The sequence below is a fragment of the Sulfitobacter sp. IGS-18 genome (assembly GCF_059628195.1).
Genome location: NZ_CM184556.1, coordinates 1510297 through 1534793, shown reverse-complemented (window position 1 = coordinate 1534793; position 24497 = coordinate 1510297). Strand labels below are relative to the sequence as shown.

The 24497-nt window shown below is 62.6% G+C and carries 24 protein-coding genes and 2 tRNA genes; 19 read left to right on the top strand and 7 right to left on the bottom strand.

Annotated features, from left to right (window positions below; translation table 11 throughout):
* Positions 1–4 precede the first annotated feature (4 nt).
* Both ACWNZ3_RS07365 and tmk read left to right on the top strand, forming a co-directional pair.
* Positions 5–1156, top strand: coding sequence for a D-alanyl-D-alanine carboxypeptidase family protein (locus tag ACWNZ3_RS07365; protein ID WP_496901695.1), 1152 nt, complete (start codon positions 5–7; stop codon positions 1154–1156).
* A complete protein-coding gene (tmk, locus tag ACWNZ3_RS07360; protein ID WP_496901694.1) occupies positions 1153–1791 on the top strand; it encodes a dTMP kinase in 639 nt (212 codons plus the stop codon). Before ACWNZ3_RS07365 ends, tmk begins: the two co-directional genes overlap by 4 nt.
* A gap of 892 nt (positions 1792–2683) precedes the next feature.
* Here the strand turns inward: tmk and ACWNZ3_RS07355 are convergent.
* On the bottom strand, positions 2684–3397 hold the full coding sequence (locus tag ACWNZ3_RS07355; RefSeq protein WP_496901693.1) for a hypothetical protein: 714 nt from the start codon (positions 3395–3397) through the stop codon (positions 2684–2686).
* Positions 3398–3666: 269 nt separating this feature from the next.
* On the opposite strand from ACWNZ3_RS07355, the gene ACWNZ3_RS07350 reads away from it, so the two are divergent.
* The 4 genes from ACWNZ3_RS07350 (at position 3667) to ACWNZ3_RS07335 (ending at position 7405) form a co-directional block, all read left to right on the top strand.
* Complete coding sequence (locus ACWNZ3_RS07350) at positions 3667–4782, top strand: DNA polymerase III subunit delta' (RefSeq protein WP_496901692.1); 1116 nt, start codon at positions 3667–3669, stop codon at positions 4780–4782.
* Positions 4783–4792: 10 nt separating this feature from the next.
* Entirely contained in the window at positions 4793–5593 is an 801-nt protein-coding gene (locus ACWNZ3_RS07345; protein ID WP_496901691.1) for a TatD family hydrolase, read from the top strand.
* A complete protein-coding gene (locus ACWNZ3_RS07340; RefSeq protein WP_269367078.1) occupies positions 5593–6393 on the top strand; it encodes an MBL fold metallo-hydrolase in 801 nt (266 codons plus the stop codon). Before ACWNZ3_RS07345 ends, ACWNZ3_RS07340 begins: the two co-directional genes overlap by 1 nt.
* A 79-nt stretch (positions 6394–6472) precedes the next feature.
* Positions 6473–7405, top strand: a complete 933-nt coding sequence (locus ACWNZ3_RS07335) for an AEC family transporter (RefSeq protein WP_274575457.1) — start codon at positions 6473–6475, stop codon at positions 7403–7405.
* A gap of 15 nt (positions 7406–7420) precedes the next feature.
* Here the strand turns inward: ACWNZ3_RS07335 and ACWNZ3_RS07330 are convergent, their stop codons facing one another.
* The 3 genes from ACWNZ3_RS07330 to ACWNZ3_RS07320 all read right to left on the bottom strand — a co-directional run bounded on the left by ACWNZ3_RS07330 (position 7421) and on the right by ACWNZ3_RS07320 (position 9931).
* Positions 7421–8200, bottom strand: a complete 780-nt coding sequence (locus tag ACWNZ3_RS07330) for a short-chain dehydrogenase/reductase (RefSeq protein ID WP_496901690.1) — start codon at positions 8198–8200, stop codon at positions 7421–7423.
* A 155-nt stretch (positions 8201–8355) separates the two neighbouring features.
* Positions 8356–8441 (bottom strand) — tRNA-Leu (locus tag ACWNZ3_RS07325).
* Positions 8442–8563: 122 nt separating this feature from the next.
* Positions 8564–9931: a peptidoglycan-binding domain-containing protein gene (locus tag ACWNZ3_RS07320; RefSeq protein ID WP_274575416.1), complete on the bottom strand. Its 1368-nt coding sequence runs from the start codon at positions 9929–9931 to the stop codon at positions 8564–8566.
* 162 nt (positions 9932–10093) lie between these two features.
* Here ACWNZ3_RS07320 and ACWNZ3_RS07315 point away from each other — a divergent pair, with 162 nt between their 5' ends.
* A complete protein-coding gene (locus ACWNZ3_RS07315; RefSeq protein ID WP_496901689.1) occupies positions 10094–10768 on the top strand; it encodes a DsbA family oxidoreductase in 675 nt (224 codons plus the stop codon).
* A 34-nt stretch (positions 10769–10802) separates the two neighbouring features.
* Here ACWNZ3_RS07315 and ACWNZ3_RS07310 read toward each other — a convergent pair whose 3' ends face one another.
* Genes ACWNZ3_RS07310 through ACWNZ3_RS07300 form a run of 3 tightly spaced genes read right to left on the bottom strand, consistent with a single transcriptional unit; the run spans position 10803 to position 12570 of the window.
* Positions 10803–11684: an MBL fold metallo-hydrolase gene (locus ACWNZ3_RS07310; protein ID WP_269367086.1), complete on the bottom strand. Its 882-nt coding sequence runs from the start codon at positions 11682–11684 to the stop codon at positions 10803–10805.
* A 13-nt stretch (positions 11685–11697) separates the two neighbouring features.
* The gene (locus ACWNZ3_RS07305; protein WP_496901688.1) at positions 11698–12135 is read right to left on the bottom strand and encodes a DUF6691 family protein; all 438 of its coding nucleotides are present in this window, start codon (positions 12133–12135) and stop codon (positions 11698–11700) included.
* A 3-nt stretch (positions 12136–12138) separates the two neighbouring features.
* Positions 12139–12570 (bottom strand): YeeE/YedE family protein, encoded by a 432-nt coding sequence (locus ACWNZ3_RS07300; RefSeq protein WP_496901687.1) that lies wholly within the window; start codon positions 12568–12570, stop codon positions 12139–12141.
* A gap of 237 nt (positions 12571–12807) precedes the next feature.
* Between ACWNZ3_RS07300 and lipB the strand changes: the two genes are divergently transcribed.
* The 12 genes from lipB (at position 12808) to ACWNZ3_RS07240 (ending at position 24491) form a co-directional block, all read left to right on the top strand.
* Positions 12808–13476 carry a lipoyl(octanoyl) transferase LipB gene (gene lipB / locus ACWNZ3_RS07295; RefSeq protein WP_496901686.1) on the top strand — a complete coding sequence of 223 codons (669 nt, stop codon included), beginning with the start codon at positions 12808–12810 and terminating at the stop codon, positions 13474–13476.
* A gap of 195 nt (positions 13477–13671) precedes the next feature.
* Positions 13672–15345, top strand: a complete 1674-nt coding sequence (ctaD, locus tag ACWNZ3_RS07290) for a cytochrome c oxidase subunit I (RefSeq protein WP_269367094.1) — start codon at positions 13672–13674, stop codon at positions 15343–15345.
* Positions 15346–15563: 218 nt separating this feature from the next.
* Entirely contained in the window at positions 15564–15950 is a 387-nt protein-coding gene (locus ACWNZ3_RS07285; protein ID WP_269367095.1) for a YbhB/YbcL family Raf kinase inhibitor-like protein, read from the top strand.
* Positions 15947–16336, top strand: a complete 390-nt coding sequence (locus ACWNZ3_RS07280; RefSeq protein WP_496901685.1) for an MAPEG family protein — start codon at positions 15947–15949, stop codon at positions 16334–16336. The genes ACWNZ3_RS07285 and ACWNZ3_RS07280 overlap by 4 nt, the downstream gene beginning before the upstream one ends.
* A 96-nt stretch (positions 16337–16432) precedes the next feature.
* Positions 16433–16507, top strand: a tRNA-Gly gene (locus ACWNZ3_RS07275).
* 475 nt (positions 16508–16982) lie between these two features.
* Positions 16983–18263, top strand: coding sequence for an urea ABC transporter substrate-binding protein (gene urtA, locus ACWNZ3_RS07270; protein WP_269367100.1), 1281 nt, complete (start codon positions 16983–16985; stop codon positions 18261–18263).
* A gap of 62 nt (positions 18264–18325) precedes the next feature.
* Positions 18326–20257, top strand: a complete 1932-nt coding sequence (gene urtB / locus ACWNZ3_RS07265) for an urea ABC transporter permease subunit UrtB (protein ID WP_496901684.1) — start codon at positions 18326–18328, stop codon at positions 20255–20257.
* 66 nt (positions 20258–20323) lie between these two features.
* Positions 20324–20731, top strand: coding sequence for a DUF6636 domain-containing protein (locus ACWNZ3_RS07260; protein WP_496901683.1), 408 nt, complete (start codon positions 20324–20326; stop codon positions 20729–20731).
* 25 nt (positions 20732–20756) lie between these two features.
* A complete protein-coding gene (gene urtC / locus ACWNZ3_RS07255; RefSeq protein ID WP_269367107.1) occupies positions 20757–21923 on the top strand; it encodes an urea ABC transporter permease subunit UrtC in 1167 nt (388 codons plus the stop codon).
* Positions 21920–22669 carry an urea ABC transporter ATP-binding protein UrtD gene (urtD, locus tag ACWNZ3_RS07250; RefSeq protein ID WP_269367109.1) on the top strand — a complete coding sequence of 250 codons (750 nt, stop codon included), beginning with the start codon at positions 21920–21922 and terminating at the stop codon, positions 22667–22669. The genes urtC and urtD overlap by 4 nt, the downstream gene beginning before the upstream one ends.
* Complete coding sequence (gene urtE / locus ACWNZ3_RS07245; RefSeq protein WP_269367111.1) at positions 22662–23357, top strand: urea ABC transporter ATP-binding subunit UrtE; 696 nt, start codon at positions 22662–22664, stop codon at positions 23355–23357. The genes urtD and urtE overlap by 8 nt, the downstream gene beginning before the upstream one ends.
* Before the next feature lie 153 nt (positions 23358–23510).
* Positions 23511–24491, top strand: coding sequence for a response regulator (locus tag ACWNZ3_RS07240; protein WP_496901682.1), 981 nt, complete (start codon positions 23511–23513; stop codon positions 24489–24491).
* The last annotated feature ends 6 nt before the right edge of the window (positions 24492–24497 follow it).

The window sequence follows — 24497 nt, the reverse complement described above, 5'->3', positions numbered from 1 at the left end:
GACCATGATCCGCCACTTCGCTGCCTGCCTGGCGCTGATCCTGTTCAGCCTTCCCGCCCAAGCCTTCGAGACCAAGGCAAGTGCCGCCTATGTCTATGACCTGACCACCGGCACGGTGCTTCTGGCCAAGAATGCGGACCAGCCGCTGCCGCCCGCCTCCATGTCCAAGCTGATGACGCTTTACATGGCCTTCGAGGCACTGGAGAACGGGCGGCTGGAACTGGATGACGAATTGCTCGTCTCTGCCGATGCGGCGTCCTACGGCGGTTCCACCATGTTCCTGCAACAGGGCGAACGCGTGTCGGTCGAAGATCTGTTGCGCGGCATCATCGTGCTGTCGGGCAATGACGCCTGTGTGGTCCTGGCAGAGGCGCTGTCGGGGACCGAAGCGCGTTTCGCCCGCGACATGACCACCCGCGCACAGCAGCTGGGCATGACCAATTCGACCTTCATGAACTCCAACGGCTGGCCCAAGCCGGGCCACCGCATGTCGATGCGCGACCTCGGGTTGGTGGCCACCAAACTGATCACGGAATTCCCGCAGTTCTACCCGATGTTCGCCGAAGAGGAGTTCCTGTTTGATGCGAACGAGTCGGCGAACCGCTACAACCGCAACCCGCTGCTCAAGCTGGGGATTGGCGCGGACGGTCTGAAGACCGGCCACACATCCGAGGCGGGCTACGGGCTGGTCGGATCGGCCAAACAGGGGAACCGGCGCGTGGTTTTCGTGATCTCGGGGCTGGATACCGCCGAAGCACGCGCGCAGGAATCCGAAGCCATCGTGAACTGGGCCTTCCGCCAGTTCTCTGAACGTACCCTGGGCGAGGCCGGCACGCAGATTACCGAAGTGCCTGTTGCGCTGGGTGCCGTGCAGACCGTGGGGCTGGAGCTGAAAGACAAGCTGACGATGCTGACCCCCTTTACCGGCAGCAATGATGTCACGGCAGAGGCGATCTATCAGATGCCTTTCAAGGCTCCGATCGAAAAGGGCGCCGAGATGGGCGAGCTGGTGATCACCCGCGAAGGCCTGCCGGAAGTGCGCGTACCGCTGGTTGCCTCCGATGATGTGGCCCCCGGCGGCTTCATGATCAAACTGGCCGCAGCGGCGCAGCATCTGCTGACGCGGATCAATGCAGGTCCGCAGGAAGCCTCGTGAGCGACAAGGGGCTGTTCATCAGCTTTGAGGGCATCGACGGTTCGGGAAAATCCACCCAGGCCAGGCTGCTGGCCGATCATCTGCGCGACGCAGGCCGTGACGTGATCCTGACGCGGGAGCCAGGCGGCTCTCCCGGGGCGGAGGAGATCCGCGCATTGGTCCTGCAGGGCGATCCCGACCGCTGGTCGGCGGAAACCGAGATTCTGCTCTTCACTGCCGCGCGCCGCGATCATCTGGAACGCACCATCCGGCCCGCGCTTGCGGCGGGCAAGGTGGTGATCTGCGACCGTTTTGCGGATTCGACCCGGATGTATCAAGGCCTGTCGCGCGGCGATCTGCGCGGCGTCGTGGACCGGTTGCATGACCTCATGATCGGGGTCGAGCCGGATCTGACCATCCTGATCGACATGGACCCCACCGAAGGGTTGAGCCGCGCCCTGTCCCGCAAGGGGGCCGAGGAACGGTTTGAGGATTTCGGCGAGGATCTGCAAAAGGCCATGCGCGCGGGGTTCCTGGCGCTGGCCGATGAATTTGCGGACCGGTTCCGGGTTCTCGACGGCGCAAGGGCTGTTGATGACGTGGCCTCAGATGTCCGCGCGGTTGCGGACGGTTTTTTACCGAAGCGGCGCGCCTGACGGCTGACAGGCCGGAAAACCGCCCCCCGTGATCGTCAGCGTTGATCCTGCCCAAGCATCGAATAAGGATGGTCTTGAGCAATGCCGCCATACATCCGCCGACTTGCCGACGGTCATTATGCGGACATTGCTGCCGTTCGCAAAGCCGCGCATCGTTGGGCCGTGGCGCGGCGATCCGACCTCAGTGATTGGCAGTTTATGGCAGCCAAGCACCTCCTAACTATCTGTCAGACACTACAGAAGCCAAATCGCCGTGCCGGCGGACGGCCCGTCATGTCGCAGACATGCCTCTGGCATGATGCGCGGCGGCCTGCGGCCTTGATTCCGCGCGGGTGGAATGCGGCAAGGGCTCCCTTCCCGCCATTCGCCGCACGCTGCACCAATGTCCGCATCGTCAGTTCGCCTGCACGCGGATGTTGGTCGTGTTTGATACTTCCCCCCGGTGTTCCTTGTGGATGGAGGATCATTCAGCTTTCGACCAATACCTGCCCCCGAAAACGGCAAAAGGCCCCGCAAGGGGGCCTTTTCAGATTGCTGACAAACCCGGAAGCGGCTGCTGCCGGAGGTAAATCGTTCTTCTGCGCTCAGCGTTACGTTTTCGAACGAAGGGCCGCGCCCGAGCCTGGGAGGGCGCATTGAGACGCGCATTCGGAGCGCCTCCCTTACAAATATCAATGTTGTCAGTGTGATACGAGAAGTCACCAAAAGCGCCCTCCCGGGGGGAGGGTCGGGCGCGGCCCGGGCTTTCAGCCCGCGCCAAGGGTTGTGGCTGGCGTCGTGGAAGAACGATTTCGTTGTTTCGGGGGGAGCGGGTGCAGGAACGTGCTTTTTCAGCAGCCTCAAAAGGCCCCGCAAAGGGGGCCTTTTCCGGAGGTACGAGGTCGGGGAGGTGTTATTCGCGTTCCAGCACGAATGTCCCGCCGCCGCCGATGAGGATCGGCGCGCCGCCGGGCCGGTCCGTCACGACAACCGTGGCCGGTCCGACAGCCGCCTGCGCCTGACCGCCGCCAACCGGGCCAAGGAAGGAACCGCCAAGGCCAAGGTTGACCTGACCGATGCTGCCGCTGACCGGATCAACTAGTTCGCCACCCATGTTCAGGGTAAAGACGTTGGTCACGACTTCGGTGGGTGCGCCGGGGATTGGCGGCACGCCGGGGGGCAGGATGATCGGCTGGGTCTCCTCAGAGAGGACCGACGGCGCGATACCGTCCGCACTGTCCAGCGTACCGTCGAGTGTAAAGGCCTCGCCGCCCAGTTCGCCACGGAAATTGGTGGCGGTCCCGGCAATGGTCTCATTGTCGAAATCCGCCTGAACTTCCAGATCGCCAAGCGCAAAACCGGTGGTATTGGTGTTGTCGTTGGCAGTGATGTTCAGCAGCGTGGAGCCGCGGAACGTGCCCTGCCCCACCAGTTCGACGCTGGTCGGCGCCAGGCTTGTGGTGTTCGACAATTCGTCGAATTTGGCGTCATATTCGGCGCGGGTTGCAGCCGGTCCGCCGCCGGGTCCGCCACCCGGTCCGCCGCCAACCGCATTGCTGGTGCAGGCCGCCATCGCGAGGCATGCTGCCCCCAGCAGACCGGTACGTAAAATACTTTGATCGTTCACAAGAATTTCCCCTTCGTGGCTCAAAACACATTCAGATGGATGCCCTCCGGCCCGGCACGGAATTCGCAGGGCACAGGCAGAACCATGCGTTCAATAGCCTTGTGAAACGGCGTTTGGTCACTCCCCCAATCGGGGGATGCAGGGGCAATTCTGGCTTTTATGTGACCTTTGGCGCACAAGTTGCGACCACAGGTTGTTGCCTGCGGCTTGACGGTGCCATCCCGCCACCGCCCCCTTTCAACCGCCGCGATCCGTGGTAAACGAAACCCATGAACGACGAGGTCCCACATCCCGATCAGCTCGACGGAGCCCTGCATCCGCGCGATACCCCCGCCCTGATCGGACAGGCGGAGGCCGAAGCGGGATTCCTGGAGGCCTGGAACAGCGGCAAACTGCATCACGCCTGGCTGCTGAGCGGTCCGCGCGGTGTGGGCAAGGCAACCCTGGCCTGGCGCATTGCACGTTTTGTGCTGGCCACGCCCGATCCCGACGCGGGCGGCATGTTTGACACGCCTGCGCCCCGGACCCTGGACATAGATGCCGGTCATCCCGTTGCACGGCGCGTGGCCTCGGGCGGTGAAGGCGCGCTGAAATCCGTCACCCGCAGCGTGAACCCGGACACCAAACGGATGCGCAAGCAGATCGTGGTCGATGACATCCGCGCGCTGAACGGTTTTTTCCAGATGTCCGCCGCCGACGGCGGGCGCCGCGTGGTGATCATCGACGATGCGGATGTGATGAACGTCAACGCCGCGAATGCCCTGCTGAAAATGCTGGAAGAACCGCCCGCGCGGGCCATTTTGCTGCTGATCAGCCACCAGCCCTCCGGGTTGCTGCCCACGATCCGGTCGCGCTGCCGCACGCTGCGGCTGGGCAGGCTTGACCCCGATCAGATGGCGGCGGCCCTTGCCGCCTCCGGTGTCGCGGTCGATGGCGATCCGGCGGCCCTGGCCGAACTTTCCGGCGGCTCGGTCGGCGGGGCCCTGCGGCTGTCGCTGATGGGCGGGTTGCAGATCTATGCGGAACTGATCGCCCTGCTGTCCTCGATGCCGCGCATGGACCGCGCCCGCGCCATCAAACTGGCCGAAGCCGCCGCCCAGCGCGGGGCGGAAGAAAAGCTGAACCTGCTGTTCACCCTGGTCGACCTGATGCTGGCCCGGCTGGCACGGACCGGGGCCACAGGTGCGCCGCCCGCAATCGAGGCGGCAAGGGGCGAGGCACAGACCCTGGCGCGGCTGGCCCCCACGCCACATCAGGGCCGGATCTGGGCCGATCTGGCGCAACAGGTCTCCGACCGCGCGCAACATGGGCTGGCGGTCAACCTTGACCCTGCCGCGCTGGTCCTAGATACCCTGCTCAAGATCGCAGAAAACGCGCCGCGCTAGGATTACAGGCATGACCCCGCAGATCACCGACAGCCACTGCCACCTCGATTTCCCCGATTTCGAAGGCCAGTTGCCGCAGGTCATCGCCCGCGCGGCAGAGGCGGGCGTGACACGTATGGTCACCATCTGCACCAGGCTGCGCAATGAACCCGCCGTGCGCGCCATTGCCGAGGCACATGCGCCGGTCTTTTACGCCGCAGGCACCCACCCGATGTCCGCCGCCGCCGAACCGCTGGTCAACCACGATACGCTGATGGCGCTGACCCGCCACCCCAAGATGATCGGGATCGGCGAAACCGGGCTGGATTACCATTACACCGCCGAAAGCGCGGAGGTGCAGAAGACCTCTCTGCGCATCCATATTGCCGCTGCGCGCGACTCCGGGCTGCCGCTGATCATCCATGCCCGCGAGGCCGATGACGACATGGCCGCGATCCTGACCGAGGAATATGCAAATGGCGCATATCCCTGCGTCATGCATTGCTTTTCCTCATCGGCTGGGCTGGCCCGCACCGCGCTGGACCTGGGGTTCTACCTCAGCATGTCGGGCATCACCGCCTTTCCCAAATCGCAGGAACTGCGCGATATCTTTGCCAATGCGCCGCTGGACCGTATCCTGGTCGAAACCGATGCCCCCTATCTCGCCCCGCCGCCGCACCGGGGCAAGACCAACGAGCCCGCCTTTACCGCCCATACCGCGCGCCGCGCGGCCGAGACCTTCGGTCTCGATTACGCCGATTTCGCCGCGCGCACGCAGGAAAACTTCGACCGCCTGTTCCGCAAGGCCGCCCAGTTCGAAAAGGCCGCCTGATGGCCGAGATGCGGGTCACGATACTGGGCTGTGGATCCTCGGGCGGTGTGCCCCGCCTTGGCGGGCACTGGGGCGATTGCGACCCCGGGGAGCCGCGCAATCACCGCCGTCGCTGTTCCGCGCTGGTGGAACGGATCACCGATGCAGGCACCACCACGGTGCTGATCGACACCTCCCCCGACATGCGCAGCCAGTTGCTTGACGCAGGTGTGGGGCGGCTGGACGGGGTGCTTTATACTCATGCCCATGCCGATCACGTGCACGGGCTGGACGATCTGCGGATGATCGTCATCAACATGCGCGCGCGGCTGCCGGTCTGGGCCGACGCCCCCACCCGCGCCGCCCTGCTGGAGCGGTTCGGCTATGCCTTCATCCGGCCCGAAGGGTCGATGTATCCCCCGATCCTGGAAATGAACGACATCGACGGCGATGTGACCATCGACGGGCCCGGCGGCGCGCTAACCTTTTCGCCCTTTCTGGTCAATCACGGCGGCATGGACGCGCTGGGATTCAAGATGAACAATGTCGCCTATCTGCCTGATGTGGTGAGCATTCCCGAAGATGCCTGGTCCCAGTTGCAGGGGCTGACCTGCTGGATCGTCGACGCCCTGCGCCGGGCACCGCATCCGACCCACAGCCATCTGGCCCAGACCCTGGACTGGATCGCAGCGCTGACGCCGGACCACGCGGTGCTGACCAACATGCACAACGATCTCGATTACCGTACCCTTGCCGCCGAAACCCCTGACCACATCGAACCCGCCTATGACGGCATGGTTTTGCGTTTTCCCCTGACCTGACCTCTTTTTGGCTCCAAATATTCCCACGGGGGTCCGGGGGTGTGAAACCCCCGGCGCTCCCGGCAAAGCGAAAGCCCAGATCGTGCAGAACCTTCTCGACGTCATCCTGCCTGTCTTCCTGGTCATCGGCTTTGGCTATTTTGCCGTCTGGCGCGGGCTGTTCCCGATCTCCGGCATTGATGGGGTCATGAAGTTCACCCAGAACTTCGCCATCCCTTGCCTGCTGTTCCAGGCGATTGCGAAACTGGACCTTGGCAGTGATTTCGACCCCGACCTGCTGATCAGCTTTTATGCCGGGGCCGCGATCTGCTTTGCGCTGGGGATTTTTGGCGCGCGGATCCTGTTGCAACGCCCCTGGGAGGATTGCGTGGCAATCGGGTTTTGCTGCCTGTTCTCCAATTCGGTCCTGCTGGGCCTGCCCATCGCGGAACGCGCCTATGGGCCGGATGCCCTGACCGGCAACTATGCGATCATCGCCCTGCATTCGCCGTTTTGCTACGGTCTGGGCATCACCGTGATGGAGGTTGTGCGCAACCGGGGCCAGTCCACGGTGAAACTGGCAGGCGCTGTCGGGCGGGCGATGTTCAGCAATGCGCTGGTGCTGGCCATCCTGGGCGGTTTTGCCTTCAACCTGACCGGTCAGCCGATCCCCGGCGTTGTCGATGACGCCCTGTCGCTGATCGCCCGCGCCGCCCTGCCCGCCGCACTTTTTGCGCTGGGGGGTGTGCTGATCCAATACAGGCCCGAAGGTGACAAGATTGCCATCGCCATGGTCTGCATGATCGCCCTGCTGGTGCATCCCGCGCTGGTCTGGAGCTTTGGCACGGCCCTGTCGCTGCCGCAGGATGGCTTCCGCTCCGGCGTGCTGACAGCGGCCATGGCACCGGGGTTCAACGCCTATATCTTTGCCAATATGTACGGCAAGGGCCGCCGCGTCGCCGCGTCATCCGTGCTGATTGCAACCGGCGCGTCGCTGCTGACGGTCTGGCTGTGGCTGGAAATACTGGCCTGACACTGCCCCGGCCTCTCAGCCCGCCCATTGCCTGCCGCCATCCATATCAATCACCGTGCCGGACAGGTAATGCACCCTGGGGCTGGCCAGCATGACGGCAAGGTCCGCCACCTCCTGCGGGTGGGCAGGCCGGCCAAAGGGGTATTGGTCCGGGTTCAGCAACTCCGCCCAGCGGTTTTCGTCGCCGAACTGTTGACGCGCCTCGCTGCGAAGCCTGTCTGTCATGCGGTCGGTCCGCGTGGCAGCAGGATTGATGCCAAAGACACGCAGGTTGTCCTGCGGGGTTTCCGCCCCCAGCGCATTGGTAAAGCCGATCAGGGCCGCATTCCCGGCCGCACCGATGATATAGGAGGGCCGCACAGCCCGTCCGCCCATCCCGATGACATTGATGATCGTGCCGGATTTCCTTGCGCGCATACGGGGGGCATAGAGCATGCAAAGGTGGATATACCCCCAGACCTTCAGCTCGAACCCTTTGCGCCAGTCTTCCATGCTGCGCGCGGACAGCGGGCCGGACTTGATGGCACCGGCGTTGTTCACCAGAATGTCGATGTCCGGCGCCTGGTCAAACAGGGCCGCGCGCGCCTCCTCCTTCGACAGATCCGCCGTGATGTGGCCAATGATCCCGTCGCTGTGTTGTCTCAGCTCCTCGGCGGCGCTGCGCAACGCATCCTCCCGGCGAGAGACAAGTGTGATCCGCGCGCCCTCCTGCGCGAATGAACGCGCAATCGCCAGCCCGATGCCTTTTGACGCGCCGGTTACGAGAACATGCTTATCCTGCAGGTCGAGATCCATCAGCCCACCTCCGATACAAGGCCCCGGTCCGGCGCGGTTTTGCTGCGCTGACCAGCGGCCAGTTTGTGGCAGGGACAGGGTAAGGACAATGCGCCCGTTCGAACAGGATTAAAATAGGCTCGATCAACCGGTTGCATGGTTTGATTTTGGGAAATTGGTGCGGTCGGAGAGACTCGAACTCTCACGGGTGTTACCCCACAGCGACCTCAACGCTGCGCGTCTACCATTCCGCCACGACCGCACGCCATGGATGGTTAAGGCGGTTTAGACAAAGCCGTGCAGCTTGTGAAGAGGAAAAGAAAACAAAAAGGCCCCCCGCAGCGCATCCGCTGCGGGGGGCCGTCACGCCCGGCCGTGCCGGGGTTATTCGCTGATCGAGAATGTGGGCAAAGCACTGCCGGAAGCCGGTTGCGGTGTCGGCAGGGCAGAGCCCTGAACCCCGCCCGAACGGCTTGCCGCGGCGCGGATCAGTTCCGTCCGCTCGGGCTGGCCGGGGACAAAGACCGCCGCGGCACCGGAATCGGCAGCGGCAAGGCCTGCCTGATACCAGCTTTGCGCCATGTCCACACGTTTGGCGGGGCCGAAGCCCTGGCTCAGGTGGTGGCCCATCAGCTCGCCATAGACCCCTTCACCCAATGTAAAGAGCAGCAGGGCAGAGCCCACGGCCACATCCATGTTGTCGGTGCGATAGCCGACGCCGAGACAGATCTTGGCCGTGCCCTGAAGCTGTGCAGGCGACATGCCAGTGGTCAGCACAAATGCCGAAACGTCCTGCACCACCGCCTCGCGCGGTTTCAGCGACAGGGCCGCGACCTTGTCCTTCATCGCGGGGCCGAAACCGGCGCATTGCTGGGCGATCTGATCGGGGGTGAACCCCTGGATCTGGCTGACCAGCTCTTCCGATTCGGCAATGGCATAGGTCCGCGCCAGGCAGAATTGCTCGTTCAGCGCCACATTCGGGTCTGTCATGCTGGCCAGCGTGGTAAAGCCGCCGTTGGTGTTGGTGATCAGCGACACGGTGTTGCAATGCGAGGCAAGCGAGGCCTGGGTTCCCGCCCCGAGGAAGTTCGGCAGGCCACCGGTGCCGGCATCAGGTGCCGGTGCAACCGCGGCGGCAAGAGAGCTCATCCCGGAGAGCGGTGCCGCCGGTGCCGTGGCCGCCATCGTGGCGCCGACCTGCGGCACCTGCTGCGGTGCAACGACGATGGTTGTCGTGGGCGCAGCCCCGTTGCCCGCCGGTGACTGGCCCGCCATTTCCGCGCGGTAGGTCTTGAGCAGACCACGGGTGCCATCCGGCGTCGCCGCGACCTGCTGCTGAACCGCATAGCCCCCGGCCTGCGCGCGGTTGTAGCTGGAAATCAGCAGGTTCTGCTCAAAGGCGGAAAGCTGTCCGGTAACGGGATATCCGAGGTAGGCCTGGTACTGCGACACCGCATTGCGGGTCTTGCGCCCCAGCTGGCCATCCACGGTCCCCGCATCAAAGCCGAAATAGTTCAGCGAGGCCTGGATGTTCTTGCCTTCCTGGGTGGAGGGCAGCGATGAGCGGGTGGATTTCTTGCGATAGGTGCGCCGCTTGGTTGTCGTGCGCCGCTGCTTGTTCGCATTGGCCCCCACGATGCCGCCGATGATGGCGCCTGCAATGAAATCGCCTGCATCCGCTTCAACCCGCTCTGCCGGAATAACCGCCACCGAAAGGGCCAGAACGGCCCCTGTCATCAATTTGTAAATCATATGTCCGCTCCGAAAATGAATCGTTTTATGGGTATTGCGAAAAGGCTAACACAACATAATCCGGCCCGGGAACCTTTTTGGCCCGATTTGCCACTGCGAATATTGAAAATTTGCGCAGGGGCACCGAAGTACAAAGATGATGCCAGCCGAAAGGATACGCCAATGACCGATACCGCCCCTCCCCCGCAGGACAAAGTCGTGCAGGTCGATATCGTGTCTGATGTCATGTGCCCCTGGTGCATCGTCGGCTACAAACAGCTTGAGCAGGCCCTCGCGATGACCGGGGCCGGCGCCTTTATCCGCTGGCATCCGTTTGAGCTGAACCCCGCCATGCCCGCCGAAGGGCAGAACCTGACCGAACATATCGCAGAGAAATACGGTGCCAGTGCCGCCCAGTCTGCCGAAAACCGCAGGCGGCTGGTGGATCTGGGCCATGATCTGGGGTTCACCTTCAATTTCGACGCGGACAGCCGCATCGTGAATACCTTTGCCGCGCATCAGCTGCTGGACTGGGCGCAGGAAGCACACCTGCAGCACCCGCTGAAACTTGCGCTATTCGATGCGCATTTCACGCTGGGGCGCGACGTGTCGGATCATGAGGTCTTGGCAGAGGTTGCGGGTTCGGTCGGTCTTGACCGCGACGCGGCCCGCGCCGTGCTGGAGAGCGGCAGCCACGCCGCAGAAACCCGCAAGCGCCAGGAATTCTGGACATCGCGCGGCATATCGGGCATGCCTTCGATGGTATTCGACGAACGCTATCTGCTGACCGGCGCGCAGGGTGCCGAAACCTATGCGCGGATGCTGACCAAGGTGCTGAGCGAAAAGCACGCGGCCTGACCGGCCCCGGCCGGTCCGGAAACGCGGTGCTGCCTCAGATGCCGTTCACGGGCACCTTGAGCATCAGGTTGCCGTCCTTGTCCCGGGGCAGTTCGCCGGCGCGCATGTTCACCTGAAGCGACGGGATGATCAGCTTTGGCACCGCCAGCTGCGCGTCCCGTTCGGTTCTGAACTTGATGAATTCCTCGCGGGTCTTGCCCCCGCCGACATGGATGTTGTCCGCCTTTTGCGCGGCAACCGTGGTTTCCCACTGGATCGCGCGGCCATTGGGGCCGTAATCGTGGCACATGAACAGGCGCATCTCGTCGGGTAGGGACAGCACCTTCTGGATGCTGTCATAAAGCTGGCCCGCATCGCCACCGGGGAAATCCGCCCGCGCCGATCCGCCATCGGGCATGAACAGCGTATCCCCTGCAAAGGCCACATCGCCCATCACATGCACCATGCAGGCCGGCGTATGGCCCGGCGTATAGATGGCAAAGCAGGTCATCTCGCCCACCTTGTAGGTGTCACCGTCCTTGAACAGCGCATCGAACTGCGAGCCGTCACGCTGGAATTCGGTGCCTTCGTTGAAGATCTTGCCGAAGGTTTCCTGCACCACCATGATCTTTTCACCGACACCGATCCTGCCCCCCAGTCTTTGCTGGATATAGGGCGCCGCGCTGAGGTGATCGGCGTGGACATGGGTTTCGATGATCCAGTCCAGTTTCAGGCCCTTGCTCTCGATCTCGGCGATCAGGGCATCGGCGTGGTCATAGGTGATGCGGCCTGCGGCATAGTCGATGTCCATCACGCTGTCGATGATGGCGCAATGCACGCTTGCCGGATCGCGCACGATATAGCTGATGGTGTTTGTCGCCTCGTCAAAATGCGCCGAGACCTCGGGTTTGACGGACATGTCCACGGGATAGGTCATTGGATTTCCTCCATTACGCTGTGACATCGGACCTGCGCGACAGGGCCACCTGCATGAGCTTTGCAATCACGATACCGCCAATCAGCGCGGCAACAAAGATCACAACTTCGGTCTGCCCTGTTCCCAATGCGGGCAGTGCGCCGCCGGGGCAGAAACCGGCAATGCCCCAGCCGACCCCGAAGGTTGCGGAGCCCGCGATCAGCGGCAGATCGAAGTCGCGGCTTGCGGGCAGGTGAAAGCGGCTGTCAAACAGCGGCCCGGGGCGTTTCAGCACCACGCGGTAGCCGATGAAGGTGACAATCAGCGCGCCGCCCATGACAAAGGCCAGGCTCGGGTCCCAACTGCCCGCGACGTCGAAAAAGTTCAGGACCTTGGCCGGGTTGGCCATGCCGGAGATCGAGATGCCGCCCCCGAAAATCAGGCCGATCAGATAGCAGATGACAATGCGCATGGCTCAGCCCCCCATCACATGGCGCAGCAGATAGACCGTGATGCCGGTGGCCAGCATGAAGGTCAGCGTCGCCAGGATGGAGCGGGGTGACAGCCGCGCCAGGCCACAGACCCCATGGCCCGAGGTGCATCCCGCCCCAAAGGTCACGCCCACCCCGACAATCAGCCCGCCGATGACCAGCATCATGCGGGAGACCGGCACCTGCACCTGCGGAAATTCACCCGTGACCAGCATCACGAGAGCGGGACCGCTGACCATCCCCGCCACGACCGCCGCCCGCCAGGACCAATCGGCAAAGCCCGCAGGCGTCAACAGACCGGCCAGAACGCCGGTTGCCCCCATGATCCGGCCCATCAGCCCCATCAGCAATACGGCAGCCAGACCGATCAGCGCGCCCCCCGCAAGGGATTGAATAGGTGTGAAAGCGGTTTCCATCACCACCCCCTCCGCGCCGGACCAATGCCAGCTGGATCAAGATGGCCTTTGTTCAACGACATGCGCGGGGTCCTTTCCCATAGCCCGGTGCCGTCTGGGAAAGATCGACGCGCAGGCAGGATAAACATTCAAAAGTCATTATATGTTTTCCCATGCCGGGTTTCAACAGTTCTGAGGCGGGCAGCCCCGGCCACGTGTGATCTTGTCGCGCCTGCCGATCGCGCCTAAACATCCGCCATGGTGGAATGGATTGTCACGGACGGGTTGACCGACTACCGCGCCGCGGAGGCGTGGATGGAAGCGCGCGTGGCCGCGATCAGCGCCGGTGAGGCCGAGGAATGCATCTGGCTGGTCGAACATCCGCCGCTTTACACCGCCGGCACCTCTGCCCGGGCGGAGGATTTGACCGATCCGGGTCGCTTTCCCGTTTATGATTCCAAACGGGGCGGGCAATATACCTATCACGGGCCGGGCCAGCGCGTCGCCTATGTGATGCTGGACGTTGCCGCGCGCGGCCGCGACGTGCGCTGCTTTGTCCGCCAGCTTGAGGATTGGGTGATCACCACGCTGGAGCAGTTCAATGTCACCGGCGAAATCCGCGCAGGCCGCGTTGGCGTCTGGGTGCAGCGCCCGGAAAAGACGCCACAGCCCGACGGCACCCCGGCAGAGGACAAGATTGCCGCCATCGGCATCCGCCTGCGGAAATGGATCAGCTTTCACGGCATCAGCATCAATGTGGAACCGGATCTGGAGCATTTTTCCGGTATCGTCCCCTGCGGGATCAGCGACCACGGGGTCACCTCGCTGGTGGACCTCGGGCTGCCGGTCAGCATGGCCGATGTCGACGTGGCCCTGCATGCGGCCTTCGATCAGGTGTTCGGCCCCCTGCCCGCCGTGACCGCCTGAGCGAAAGCCCGGAACCCTCCGACCTTCCCCGCCGGCTTCGAAAAAACCGCGCCGCAGCCGCAAAATAACCCCGCCCTGCGACACCTCGCCCATTGCCCCCTGCGCCAAGCCGCTTTAGAACGGCTCTCAATCCGCACCGCATGACAGCCGACAGGCGTGGTGTGACCCATGAGTTCAAGTTTCAGGAGGCACCGCATGGCAGACGCAGCCATTCAAGGCCATGACCACCACGACGAGCGCGGTTTCTTCACCCGCTGGTTCATGTCCACCAACCACAAAGACATCGGTATTCTGTACCTCGTCGTCTCCGCGCTTGCGGGTTTCGTGTCGGTGGGCTTCACCGTCTACATGCGCCTTGAGCTGATGAACCCCGGGGTTCAGTACATGTGCATGGAAGGCGCACGGATGTTCGCCGATTCTGCGGCCACCTGTACGCCAAACGGGCATTTGTGGAACGTGCTGATCACCGGCCACGGCATCCTGATGATGTTCTTTGTGGTGATTCCGGCGCTGTTCGGCGGATTTGGTAACTATTTCATGCCCTTGCAGATCGGCGCGCCTGACATGGCGTTCCCGCGGCTGAACAACCTTTCCTTCTGGCTTTACGTTGCCGGTACAACCCTTGCGGTCTGCTCCGTGCTGGCACCGGGTGGCAACGGCCAGGCCGGTTCCGGCGTTGGCTGGGTGCTGTATCCACCGCTTTCGGTCAAAGAAGGCGGCATGTCGATGGACCTTGCGATCTTCGCGGTTCACGTCTCCGGCGCCTCCTCGATCCTGGGTGCGATCAACATGATCACCACCTTCCTGAACATGCGTGCCCCCGGCATGACCCTGTTCAAGGTGCCGCTGTTCTCCTGGTCGATCTTTGTCACCGCCTGGCTGATCCTGCTGGCGCTGCCGGTTCTGGCCGGTGCCATCACCATGCTGCTGATGGACCGCAACTTCGGCTTTGCCTTCTTTGACCCGGCTGGCGGCGGCGACCCGATCCTGTACCAGCACATCCTGTGGTTCTTTGGCCACCCGGAAGTCTACATCATCATCCTGCCCGGCTTCGGCATCATCAGCCACGTCATCGCGACCTTCTCGCGCAAGCCGGTCTTCGGTTACCTGCCGATGGTCTGGGCGATCATCGCGATCGGCGCATTGGGCTTTGTCGTCTGGGCGCACCACATGTACACCGTCGGCATGTCGCTGAACCAGCAGGCCTATTTCATGCTGGCCACGATGGTCATCGCGGTGCCGACAGGGGTGAAGGTGTTCAGCTGGATCGCCACGATGTGGGGCGGCTCCATCGAGTTCAAGACACCGATGCTCTGGGCCTTCGGCTTCCTGTTCCTGTTCACCGTTGGCGGTGTGACCGGCATCGTTCTGTCCCAGGCCGCCGTGGACCGCTACTACCACGACACCTATTACGTGGTCGCGCACTTCCACTATGTGATGAGCCTTGGTGCCGTGTTCGCGATCTTTGCGGGGATCTACTTCTACTTCCCCAAGATGACGGGCCGCATGTACCCCGAATGGGCCGGCAAGCTGCACTTCTGGGCGATGTTCATCGGGGCCAACCTGACGTTCTTCCCGCAGCACTTCCTGGGCCGTCAGGGCATGCCGCGCCGCTACATCGACTATCCTGAGGCCTTTGCCTACTGGAACCACTGGTCCTCGATGGGCGCATTCCTGAGCTTTGCCTCCTTCCTCTTCTTCTTCGGGATCATCGCCTATTCGCTGACCCGCGGTGCGAAGGTGACGGCGAACAACCCCTGGAACGAATTCGCCGATACGCTGGAATGGACCCTGCCCAGCCCGCCGCCCGAACATACGTTCGAGCAGCTTCCGAAGCAGGAAGACTGGGACATCAAGCACGGCCACTAGAGCGCCTGACCTTAATCCCGAGACATGAATACCCTGCCGCGCCTGCGGCGCTCTCGGGACATTCATGTCGCTGGATGCTTCAGGTTAAAGGTCGGACGCGTTAAGGCATCTCAAATCGTCAAAAGGCCCCGACAAGCGTCGGGGCCTTTTGCATTTGGCGTGATTGACAGCAGCGCCACGCGCGTGGAACCTGACCGGACAACATTTGAGGTTCCATTATGAAAAAGATACTTCTGGCCGCGACCTGCATCCTTGCCGCAGGCCCCGCCCTTGCATTCGACATCGGCTTTGACTGGTCAGGCCTGAAATCCTGCACCAACGGAAAGCCCAACACTGTCGCCAACCCCGCATTTCAGGTCAGTGGCGTTCCCGCAGGCACGAAATTCATCCGCTTCAAGCTGACCGACCGCGACGTGCCCAATTACAACCACGGCGGCGGGGTGGTGGCCTATAACGGGCAGAAGGTCATCGCGCCCGGTGCCTTCAAATACAAAAGCCCCTGCCCGCCCAGCGGCCGCCATACCTATGAATGGACCGCCACCGCCCAGACCAAGAAGAACGGCGGCGCGCTGGCCACTGCCCGAGCGGCACGCAAATATCCATGAGCGTCGCTGTCACCGCGCTTTATACCGCATGTGTGGCGCTGTTGTTCCTGATCCTGAGCGCGCGGGTCATCCTGTACCGGCGCGCCAACAGGATCTCGCTGGGGGATGTCGGCGACAAGGCCCTGATCAAGCGCATGCGCGCCCAGGCCAATTGCGGCGAATATGCCCCCATCGGTCTGATGCTCCTGCTGGTCAGCGAATTGAGCGGCGCCCCCGCCCTCGCGCTTCACCTGATGGGCATGACCCTGCTGGCAGGGCGATTCCTGCATGCGGTGGGCTTTTCCGCCACCCCGCAAAAGATGATCCTGCGGCAACTCGGCATGGCGATGACACTGGCCATGATCCTGTTCAGCGCTCTGGGCCTGATCGGACATGCGCTGTTCTGAACGGCGCGGGGGAAGTTTGAAAAAATTTCGCCTCAAACCGCCTTTTCCCTCTTGCGGCGCGCGGCTGGGATGGGTATCTCCCCCTCACCCAAGGAAGCGGGCGTAGCTCAGGGGTAGAGCATAACCTTGCCAAGGTTAGGGTCGGGCGTTCGAATCGCCTCGCCCGCTCCAATGGGTCCTTTTGAAACAGACCGCCATTTGGCGGTCTTTTTCGTTTCTGCCCCGGCGCCCTGCCGCACAGGGCAGATTTCACCCCCTGATTATCCCGATCCGCGGAACCCCGGGGCGCGGCCCTGCCGGCCCCTTCAGCTCTGCCACTGCGCTGTTGCAGCACCTGACCGGCAATCCGGGTTCAACAACCGGCCAAAAGTTGTGCAAAGCGCCGGACTTGTGGGCAACAATTATGCAGATCGCCCTGCTGCCGCCCGAAATCGACTGCAAATTCTAGTGAATCGCCAAGCGCATCCCGCCTAGTAACGCTGCCCAATCCGGGCAAAAGCGCCGCGCGGGGGCCATCTTGGCAGATACTTCCCCCACGCGACTACAACAACAGTTGCGGGGTCTGACTACACGGGTCGGCCACCGGTTGGGAAGGACCGTTCGCGGTATTCCGATCGTCCGCAGCGACAACCGGGATGTTTGATAAATGAAACTTAAAACCTCTGCTCTTGTGACGGGCGCCTTGCTGGGCTCCGCCGTCATGGCTGCCGCCGAATGCGCCGACCCCGTGAAGGTCGGCGTGCTGCACTCCCTTTCCGGGACAATGGCGATTTCCGAAACCACCTTGAAAGACACCATGCTGCTGCTGATCGAGGAACAGAACGCCAAGGGCGGTGTTCTGGGATGCCAGATCGAGGCGGTTGTGGTCGATCCGGCCTCCGACTGGCCGCTCTTTGCCGAAAAGGCGCGCGAACTGCTGACGGTGCACGATGTCGACGTGATCTTTGGCAACTGGACCAGCGTCAGCCGCAAATCGGTGCTGCCAGTAATCGAAGAACTGAACGGCCTGCTGTTCTATCCGGTGCAATACGAAGGCGAGGAAAGCTCCAGGAACGTGTTCTACACCGGTGCCGCGCCGAACCAGCAGGCGATCCCCGCGACCGATTATTTCCTTGAGGAACTGGGCGTCGAGAAATTCGCGCTGTTGGGAACCGACTACGTCTATCCGCGCACCACGAACAACATCCTTGAAAGCTATCTGAAGTCCAAGGGGATCGCGCAGGAAGACATCTTTGTGAACTACACGCCCTTTGGCCATTCCGATTGGGCCACCATCGTGGCCGATGTGGTGGCACTGGGCGCGGACGGCAAGCAGGTCGGCGTGATTTCCACCATCAACGGTGACGCCAACATCGGGTTCTACAAGGAACTGGCAGCGGCGGGCATCTCTGCCGATGACATCCCCGTGGTGGCTTTCTCGGTGGGTGAGGAAGAACTGTCCGGCCTCGATACCTCCAACCTTGTCGGGCATCTGGCGGCCTGGAATTATTTCCAATCGGCAGAATCCGAGGCCAACGACGCCTGGGTTGCCGCCTGGAAAGCCAAGATGGGCGACGACCGCGTGACCAATGACCCGATGGAGGCGCATTACATCGGCTTCAACATGTGGGTAAACGCGGTTGAAGCGGCAGGCACCACCGATGTGGATGCGGTGCGCAGCGCGATGTACGGGCAGGAATTTCCGAACCTGACCGGGGGCACGGCGGTGATGCTGCCGAACCATCACCTGGCCAAACCGGTGCTGATCGGTGAAATCACCGCCGATGGCCAGTTCGATATCGTCAGCCAGACCGACGAAGTGCCGGGCGACGCCTGGACAGACTTCCTGCCGGAATCGGCTGTCCTGACATCGGATTGGAAGGACCTTGGCTGCGGCATGTACAACACCGAAACCAAGTCCTGCGTGCAGCTGACATCCAACTACTGAACCGGGTGCGGCGCGGGGATCCCCCCGCGCCGACTGTCCTGAAGAATGATTGGCTTTCCCTGATGCTTCGTCTGTTTCTCCTGGCCCTGGCGCTTTGCCTGTCCCTTCCCGCTGGCGCACAGGCACAAAGCCTGCAACCCATCCTGCAAACCCATGCCGATGAAGTGCTCAAGCCCGGTCGGCGCAGTGTCGATGTGGTGCTGGTGGATCTGGTGGCCAGCGGCCTGCCGCAGGTGGTTCCCTTTCTGGAGGCCTGGCGCGACCGCGAGATCGTGCAGCGCGATGAAGACGGGCAGTTCTTTCGCCGCAAGGGCGGTGATCTTATCGATCTGGATACCGCTGCGGTTGCAGGCCCCGCCGCCGGGACAAAGCTGAGCGAAGCCCGCCCCAACGGCGGTGTGCGCCGTGCGATCAGCGAGGCACTGGTGCAATTCCAATTGTCCGACCCCGATATCGGCAAGCGCCGCGCGGCTGTCGACGCGATTGCCCGCAGCATGGACGCCAGTCAGCTTGGCCCGCTGACCGCCGCCATCGAGACGGAGACCGACCCCGAACTGAAACGCGTGAAATCGCGGCTGGCCGGGATGCTGGGCGCGCTTTTTGCCAGCACCCCTGACGGGCGCGTCGCCGCCATCAACGCGTTGTCGGGGGATCTGTCCGTCGACGTGCGTGCCGTGCTCAACACCATCCTTTCCACGCAGGATGACGTGGCAAAGGAGCTGCCGGAAGGGGCCAATATCGCGCGCATCCTCAAACCCGGCACCGATCTGACCCCGCAGCAAGCCTATGCGCGGCTCTCGGCCGCCGGGCTTGCCCCTGCCCTTGTGACCCAGAGCGACATCCGCGCCGCCCTGATCGCCCATATTGACGGTGGCATGGTGGGCGGAATGCCCGTTGCAGCGCTGGACAACGACGCTGATCGCGCCGCCGCCTATGATGCGCTGGCCGCCGATGGCGTGGTGCCGCCCCGTGTGAGCGCCGAGGCCGAGGCGGAGGCGATTGAAAGCCACGTCTTCTTCCAACGCTATGCCGAAGCCGACCCCGCCGTTACCGATGCCGCGCGTTCCGTGCTGAACGGCATCGAAACGCGGGTGTCTTTCAGTCAGGCCGCCGATCTGGGCCTTGATGCGCTTTCGCTGGCCTCGATCTACTTTCTGGCCGCCATCGGGCTGGCCATCACCTTTGGCGTCATGGGCGTGATCAACATGGCGCATGGGGAATTCATCATGATGGGGGCCTATACCGGCTTTGTCGTGCAGCAGTTTGTCCCCGACTACACCCTCTCGATCATCATTGCGCTGCCACTGGCCTTTGCCCTGACATTCGGGGCCGGCGTGGCGATGGAGCGGCTGGTGATCCGCCATCTTTATCACCGTCCGCTGGAGACTCTGCTGGCCACCTTCGGCATTTCCATCGCGCTGCAACAGCTGGCCAAGAACATCTTTGGCACCCAGGCACGGCCCCTGACCTCGCCCGGCTGGCTGGACGGGGCGCTGGTGATCAATGACGTGATTGCCATCAGCTATATCCGCATCGCGATCTTTGTCCTGGCGCTCATGTTTCTGGCGCTAATCCTGCTGGTGCTGAACCGGACCCGCCTGGGGCTTGAGGTACGCGCGGTGACCCAGAACCCCGGCATGGCGGCCTCCATGGGGATCAACCCGGACCGGATCAACATGCTGACCTTTGGTCTGGGATCGGGCATCGCGGGAATCGCGGGCGTTGCCATCGGGCTTTACGCAAAAGTCACCTCCGAGATGGGGGCCGACTACATCGTTCAAAGCTTCATGACCGTGGTCGTGGGCGGTGTCGGCAATGTCTGGGGCACGCTTGCCGGGGCGTCGATGATCGGCTTCCTGCAAAAGGGCATCGAATGGCTGAACCCGTCCAACACCCTGGCGGCGCAGACCTACATGATCCTTTTCATCATTCTTTTCATCCAGTTCCGTCCCAAGGGCATTGTCGCCCTCAAGGGCCGGGCGGCAGCAGATTGAGGCTTCACATGACGCATGATCGCGGTATCCTGAGGGTTCAGTCCCATTCAACCACGGAAATTTCAGATGAAGGTCATTTACGCATTGCTCGGGATCATTCTGCTGGCCACAACGGCGCAGGCGGATGGCTATGGGTTCAGAACGCCCTCGGGCAATATCTATTGCAACGGCTCGCTGGAGGGCGGCGACATCAGCTGCACCATCGCGGAACGGTCATCGGGGCCGGTTCTGCCCCGGCCCGGCTGGTGCAATGGCTACTGGGGGCACACCTTCACGCTGAACCGCTATGGTCCGGTGCAGATGGAATGCAGCCAGGCCGCGCCGCGCAAATCAAGCTACACCGATGTGGCGCCCTATGGCGAGACAGGGCATTTCGCAGAGATCACCTGCCAGTCGGAGCGCAGCGGGCTAACCTGCCGCAATGCAGAGGGACATGGCTTCATGCTGTCGCGACGGGTGCAGCAGATCTTCTGACGCCCCGCGCAGGGAGGGTCGCGCCATGAGACGCAGTTTCATCGCGCAGAACCCTTCCATCCTGTGGTTCCTCTGCGCGCTCGCGCTGTTCACGCTGGGGGTCACCATCCTGTCCGAAGGTTTCGGCATCGGCGTGATCTCCACCTCTTTCGTCAAGACATTGGGCAAGACGCTGTGCCTGTGCCTGATCGCCATCGCGATGGATGTGGTCTGGGGCTATTGCGGCATTCTCAGCCTGGGGCATTTCGCCTTCTTCGGGATCGGCGGCTATGCCATCGGCATGTGGCTGATGTATGCGCGCACCGAGGGCATCGTGCTGGGCAGCCTTGCCGGTCAGCCCCTGCCCCCCACCCCGGCAGAGATTTCGGACGCCATCGGCAACCAGATCTTCGGCGTGGTGGGCAGTTCGGAATTTCCGCTGATCTGGGCCTTTGCCGACAATCTGTTCCTGCAATTGCTGATGGTCGTGCTGGTTCCCGGCCTGCTGGCGCTGGTCTTCGGCTGGCTGGCCTTCCGCAGCCGGGTGACCGGTGTCTACCTGTCGATCCTGACCCAGGCGATGACCCTGGCGCTGTCGCTGTACCTGTTCCAGAACGACAGCGGATTGCGCGGCAACAACGGGCTCTCGGGCCTGCAGAACATCCCCGGATTCGAGCAGACCTCGCAGGCCGCCCTGTCGCTGGTGTTCTTCCTCGTCTCGGCCCTGGCACTTGGCGCGGGCTATCTGTTCTTTGCCTGGGTGGTGTCGGGCAAGATGGGCAGCGTGGTGAAGGGCATTCGCGACAATGAGGCGCGGGTGCGCTTCCTGGGCTACCACGTGGAAAGCTACAAGCTGTTCATCTTTACCATAACCGCCATCGTGTCGGGCATCGCCGGGGCGCTCTATTACCCGCAGGCGGGCATCATCAACCCGGGAGAGATCGCGCCCATCGCCTCGATCTATCTCGCGGTCTGGGTCGCCATCGGCGGGCGGGGGCGGCTTTACGGGGCGGTCATCGGTGCCGCCTTCGTGTCGCTGCTGTCGTCCTGGTTCACCGGCGGCGGGGCGCCGGACATCAACCTGTGGGTCTACACGATCCAATGGACGAACTGGTGGCTGGTGCTGCTGGGCCTGAGCTTTGTCGCCGTCACGCTGTTCTTTCCCAAGGGCATTGGCGGGCTGTTCGATTATCTGGTGAGGAAACCGTCATGAGCATGCTGCTGGAGGTCAATGGCGTCACCGTCACCTTTGACGGGTTCCGGGCGATCAACAACCTGTCGATCAACTTTGCCGAGGGCGAATTGCGCGCCATCATCGGGCCGAATGGTGCGGGCAAGACCACCTTCATGGACATCGTTACCGGCAAGACAAAGCCGGACAAGGGCGAGGTGATCTGGGGCGAGCGCAACATTTCCCTGCTGGGCATGTCGGAAAGCGAAATTGCCAAGGAGGGCATCGGGCGCAAGTTCCAGAAACCCACCGTGTTCGAGGATCAGACGGTGCGGCAGAACCTTGCCATGGCACTGAAGAACCCGCGCGGGCCCTTTGCGGTGCTGACGCACAAGAAGACCGCAGCCAACGGCGCGCGGATCGAAAAGATCGCCGAAGAAATCGGTCTGAGCGACAGTCTGACCCGCGTCGCGGGCGAGCTGAGCCATGGTCAGAAACAATGGCTGGAGATCGGCATGCTGCTGGCCCAGGAACCCCGCCTGATGCTGGTGGATGAACCCGCCGCAGGCATGACGGCGGAGGAACGCGAAAAGACAACGGACATCCTGCGGGAGGCGGCAAAGACCCGCGCGGTGGTCGTGGTGGAACATGACATGGAATTCGTGCGCCGCCTGGACTGCAAGGTCACGGTGCTGCACGAGGGCGCGGTGCTGGCCGAGGGGCGTCTTGAACATGTCACCGCCGATCCGACGGTCATTGATGTCTACCTGGGGCGCGGTCATGCTTGATATTGCGAATCTCGACCTGAAATACGGGCAAAGCCAGATCCTCTTCGACGTCTCCATGACCGCGACCGTGGGGCAGATCACCGCCGTGATGGGCAACAACGGTGTGGGCAAGACCAGCCTGTTGAAGGCAATCGCGGGGCGACATCCGGCGCAGGCGGAGCGGGCCGAGGTCGGCGGCGCCCCCCTGCCCCTGTCATCAGCCGTCAGGGCAGCGCGGGCCGGCATCGCCTATGTCCCGCAGGGCCGCGAGGTCTTTCCGATGATGAGCGTTCTGGAGAACCTGCAATCCGGCTTTGCCTGCCTGCCGAAACCCGACCATGTGATTCCGGATCATATCTTTGAATTGTTCCCGGTCCTGCGCGACATGCAATCGCGGCGCGGCGGCGACCTGTCGGGCGGTCAGCAACAGCAGCTGGCCATCGCCCGTGCCTTGATCACCCGCCCCAAGGTGCTGCTGCTGGACGAGCCGACGGAAGGCATTCAGCCCAATATCATCCAGCAGATCGGCGATGCGCTGGAACTGCTGCGCGGACAGGGGCAGATGGCCATCGTGCTGGTCGAACAGAACGCCGATTTCGCCTATCGGCTTGGCGACGCCTTTGTCGTGATGGAGGGCGGAAGGGTCAAGCGAAGCCGCGCCAAATTGGACTACCCCAAGGCAGAACTGATGAGCGATTTGGCGCTCTGATCCCGCAATACGGGAGATTTCTTGCGTTTTACACAATCTTTAATTGCATTGCCGTCATAATTTCGCCCGCTTTTCCCGCTTAGGTGTAACCAGCGCAGCCAATGATCGTTGCGTTGGTAGAGGCCTTCGTGTGGAAAGATAAAAAGGTGATATATGCGACTTCTAGCCGTTGATGATGATCCGGTCGTACTTGAGCTCCTGACTGTCGTGTTCGGTCAGGATGATATGCCCGATATCACCTGCGCCCAGTCCGCCGATCAGGCGCTGACCATGCTGGAAGAAAACGACACCCGATTCGATTGCCTGATCCTCGATATCGAAATGCCGGGCATGAACGGAATTTCGCTGTGCCGCAAAATCCGCACCATGCCGGATTACCGCGAAACACCGATCCTCATGCTGACGTCGGTCAGGGACCGCATCAAGATCGAAAGTGCCTTTGCCGCCGGGGCCAACGACTATGTGACCAAGCCCTTTGACGTCAAAGAGATCACCACCCGGATCCGGGTGGCAAAACGGATGTCGGAAACCACCGAAAGCGCGCCCCGTCTCGACCCGCTGATGCCGGTGGCAGATGCCACGAAGGGCGAACATGCCTTTGGCATCGGCTGTCCCGTCCGTCTGATGCATCAGAAACAGCTGATCCTGCCCTTCTCGCTGGGCAATTACCTGTCGCAGCTCTCGCGTCAGGCGCTGGACGAATGCTGTGTCTTTGCGGTCCGGATCGAAGAGATCGAGACGCTGTACAACAATTGCACAAGCCAGGAATTTGCCATTGCCCTGGGTGAAGTCGTCGACGCCATTGTCGAGGTGGTCGATCATCCCAACCTGCTGCTGGCCTATGAAGGCAAGGGCATCATTCTGGCCATCAGCCAGGGGGCCGAACCGCCCGATTGGCCGGTGATCGAGGATCAGGCCCATGCGCTGCTGAATTCGGGTGCCGCGGTCTATGCCGATGGCACGCCAATGAACCTCAGAGTGTCGATCGGCAATCCGATCCCGCCCTATACCAACCGCAATCAACGGGTGAAAAAGACATTCGACCGCGCCATCGACCGCGCCATGATGCGCAGCCGCAGCAATGCGGCCCAAAGGTCGAAGATGAGCGGAAAATCACCGGCCGGCGTGTTCTAGGTCGTG

Bases quoted from the DNA above. Each gene is read 5' to 3' on its own strand.
- ACWNZ3_RS07365 (WP_496901695.1), top strand. From the start codon at position 5: ATGATCCGCCACTTCGCTGCCTGCCTGGCGCTGATCCTGTTCAGCCTT.
- ACWNZ3_RS07350 (WP_496901692.1), top strand. From the start codon at position 3,667: ATGAACGACGAGGTCCCACATCCCGATCAGCTCGACGGAGCCCTGCAT.
- ACWNZ3_RS07345 (WP_496901691.1), top strand. From the start codon at position 4,793: ATGACCCCGCAGATCACCGACAGCCACTGCCACCTCGATTTCCCCGAT.
- ACWNZ3_RS07340 (WP_269367078.1), top strand. From the start codon at position 5,593: ATGGCCGAGATGCGGGTCACGATACTGGGCTGTGGATCCTCGGGCGGT.
- ACWNZ3_RS07330 (WP_496901690.1), bottom strand. From the start codon at position 8,200: ATGGATCTCGACCTGCAGGATAAGCATGTTCTCGTAACCGGCGCGTCA.
- ACWNZ3_RS07320 (WP_274575416.1), bottom strand. From the start codon at position 9,931: ATGATTTACAAATTGATGACAGGGGCCGTTCTGGCCCTTTCGGTGGCG.
- ACWNZ3_RS07315 (WP_496901689.1), top strand. From the start codon at position 10,094: ATGACCGATACCGCCCCTCCCCCGCAGGACAAAGTCGTGCAGGTCGAT.
- ACWNZ3_RS07310 (WP_269367086.1), bottom strand. From the start codon at position 11,684: ATGACCTATCCCGTGGACATGTCCGTCAAACCCGAGGTCTCGGCGCAT.
- ACWNZ3_RS07305 (WP_496901688.1), bottom strand. From the start codon at position 12,135: ATGCGCATTGTCATCTGCTATCTGATCGGCCTGATTTTCGGGGGCGGC.
- ACWNZ3_RS07300 (WP_496901687.1), bottom strand. From the start codon at position 12,570: ATGGAAACCGCTTTCACACCTATTCAATCCCTTGCGGGGGGCGCGCTG.
- lipB (WP_496901686.1), top strand. From the start codon at position 12,808: ATGGTGGAATGGATTGTCACGGACGGGTTGACCGACTACCGCGCCGCG.
- ctaD (WP_269367094.1), top strand. From the start codon at position 13,672: ATGGCAGACGCAGCCATTCAAGGCCATGACCACCACGACGAGCGCGGT.
- ACWNZ3_RS07285 (WP_269367095.1), top strand. From the start codon at position 15,564: ATGAAAAAGATACTTCTGGCCGCGACCTGCATCCTTGCCGCAGGCCCC.
- ACWNZ3_RS07280 (WP_496901685.1), top strand. From the start codon at position 15,947: ATGAGCGTCGCTGTCACCGCGCTTTATACCGCATGTGTGGCGCTGTTG.
- urtA (WP_269367100.1), top strand. From the start codon at position 16,983: ATGAAACTTAAAACCTCTGCTCTTGTGACGGGCGCCTTGCTGGGCTCC.
- urtB (WP_496901684.1), top strand. From the start codon at position 18,326: ATGCTTCGTCTGTTTCTCCTGGCCCTGGCGCTTTGCCTGTCCCTTCCC.
- ACWNZ3_RS07260 (WP_496901683.1), top strand. From the start codon at position 20,324: ATGAAGGTCATTTACGCATTGCTCGGGATCATTCTGCTGGCCACAACG.
- urtC (WP_269367107.1), top strand. From the start codon at position 20,757: ATGAGACGCAGTTTCATCGCGCAGAACCCTTCCATCCTGTGGTTCCTC.
- urtD (WP_269367109.1), top strand. From the start codon at position 21,920: ATGAGCATGCTGCTGGAGGTCAATGGCGTCACCGTCACCTTTGACGGG.
- urtE (WP_269367111.1), top strand. From the start codon at position 22,662: ATGCTTGATATTGCGAATCTCGACCTGAAATACGGGCAAAGCCAGATC.
- ACWNZ3_RS07240 (WP_496901682.1), top strand. From the start codon at position 23,511: ATGCGACTTCTAGCCGTTGATGATGATCCGGTCGTACTTGAGCTCCTG.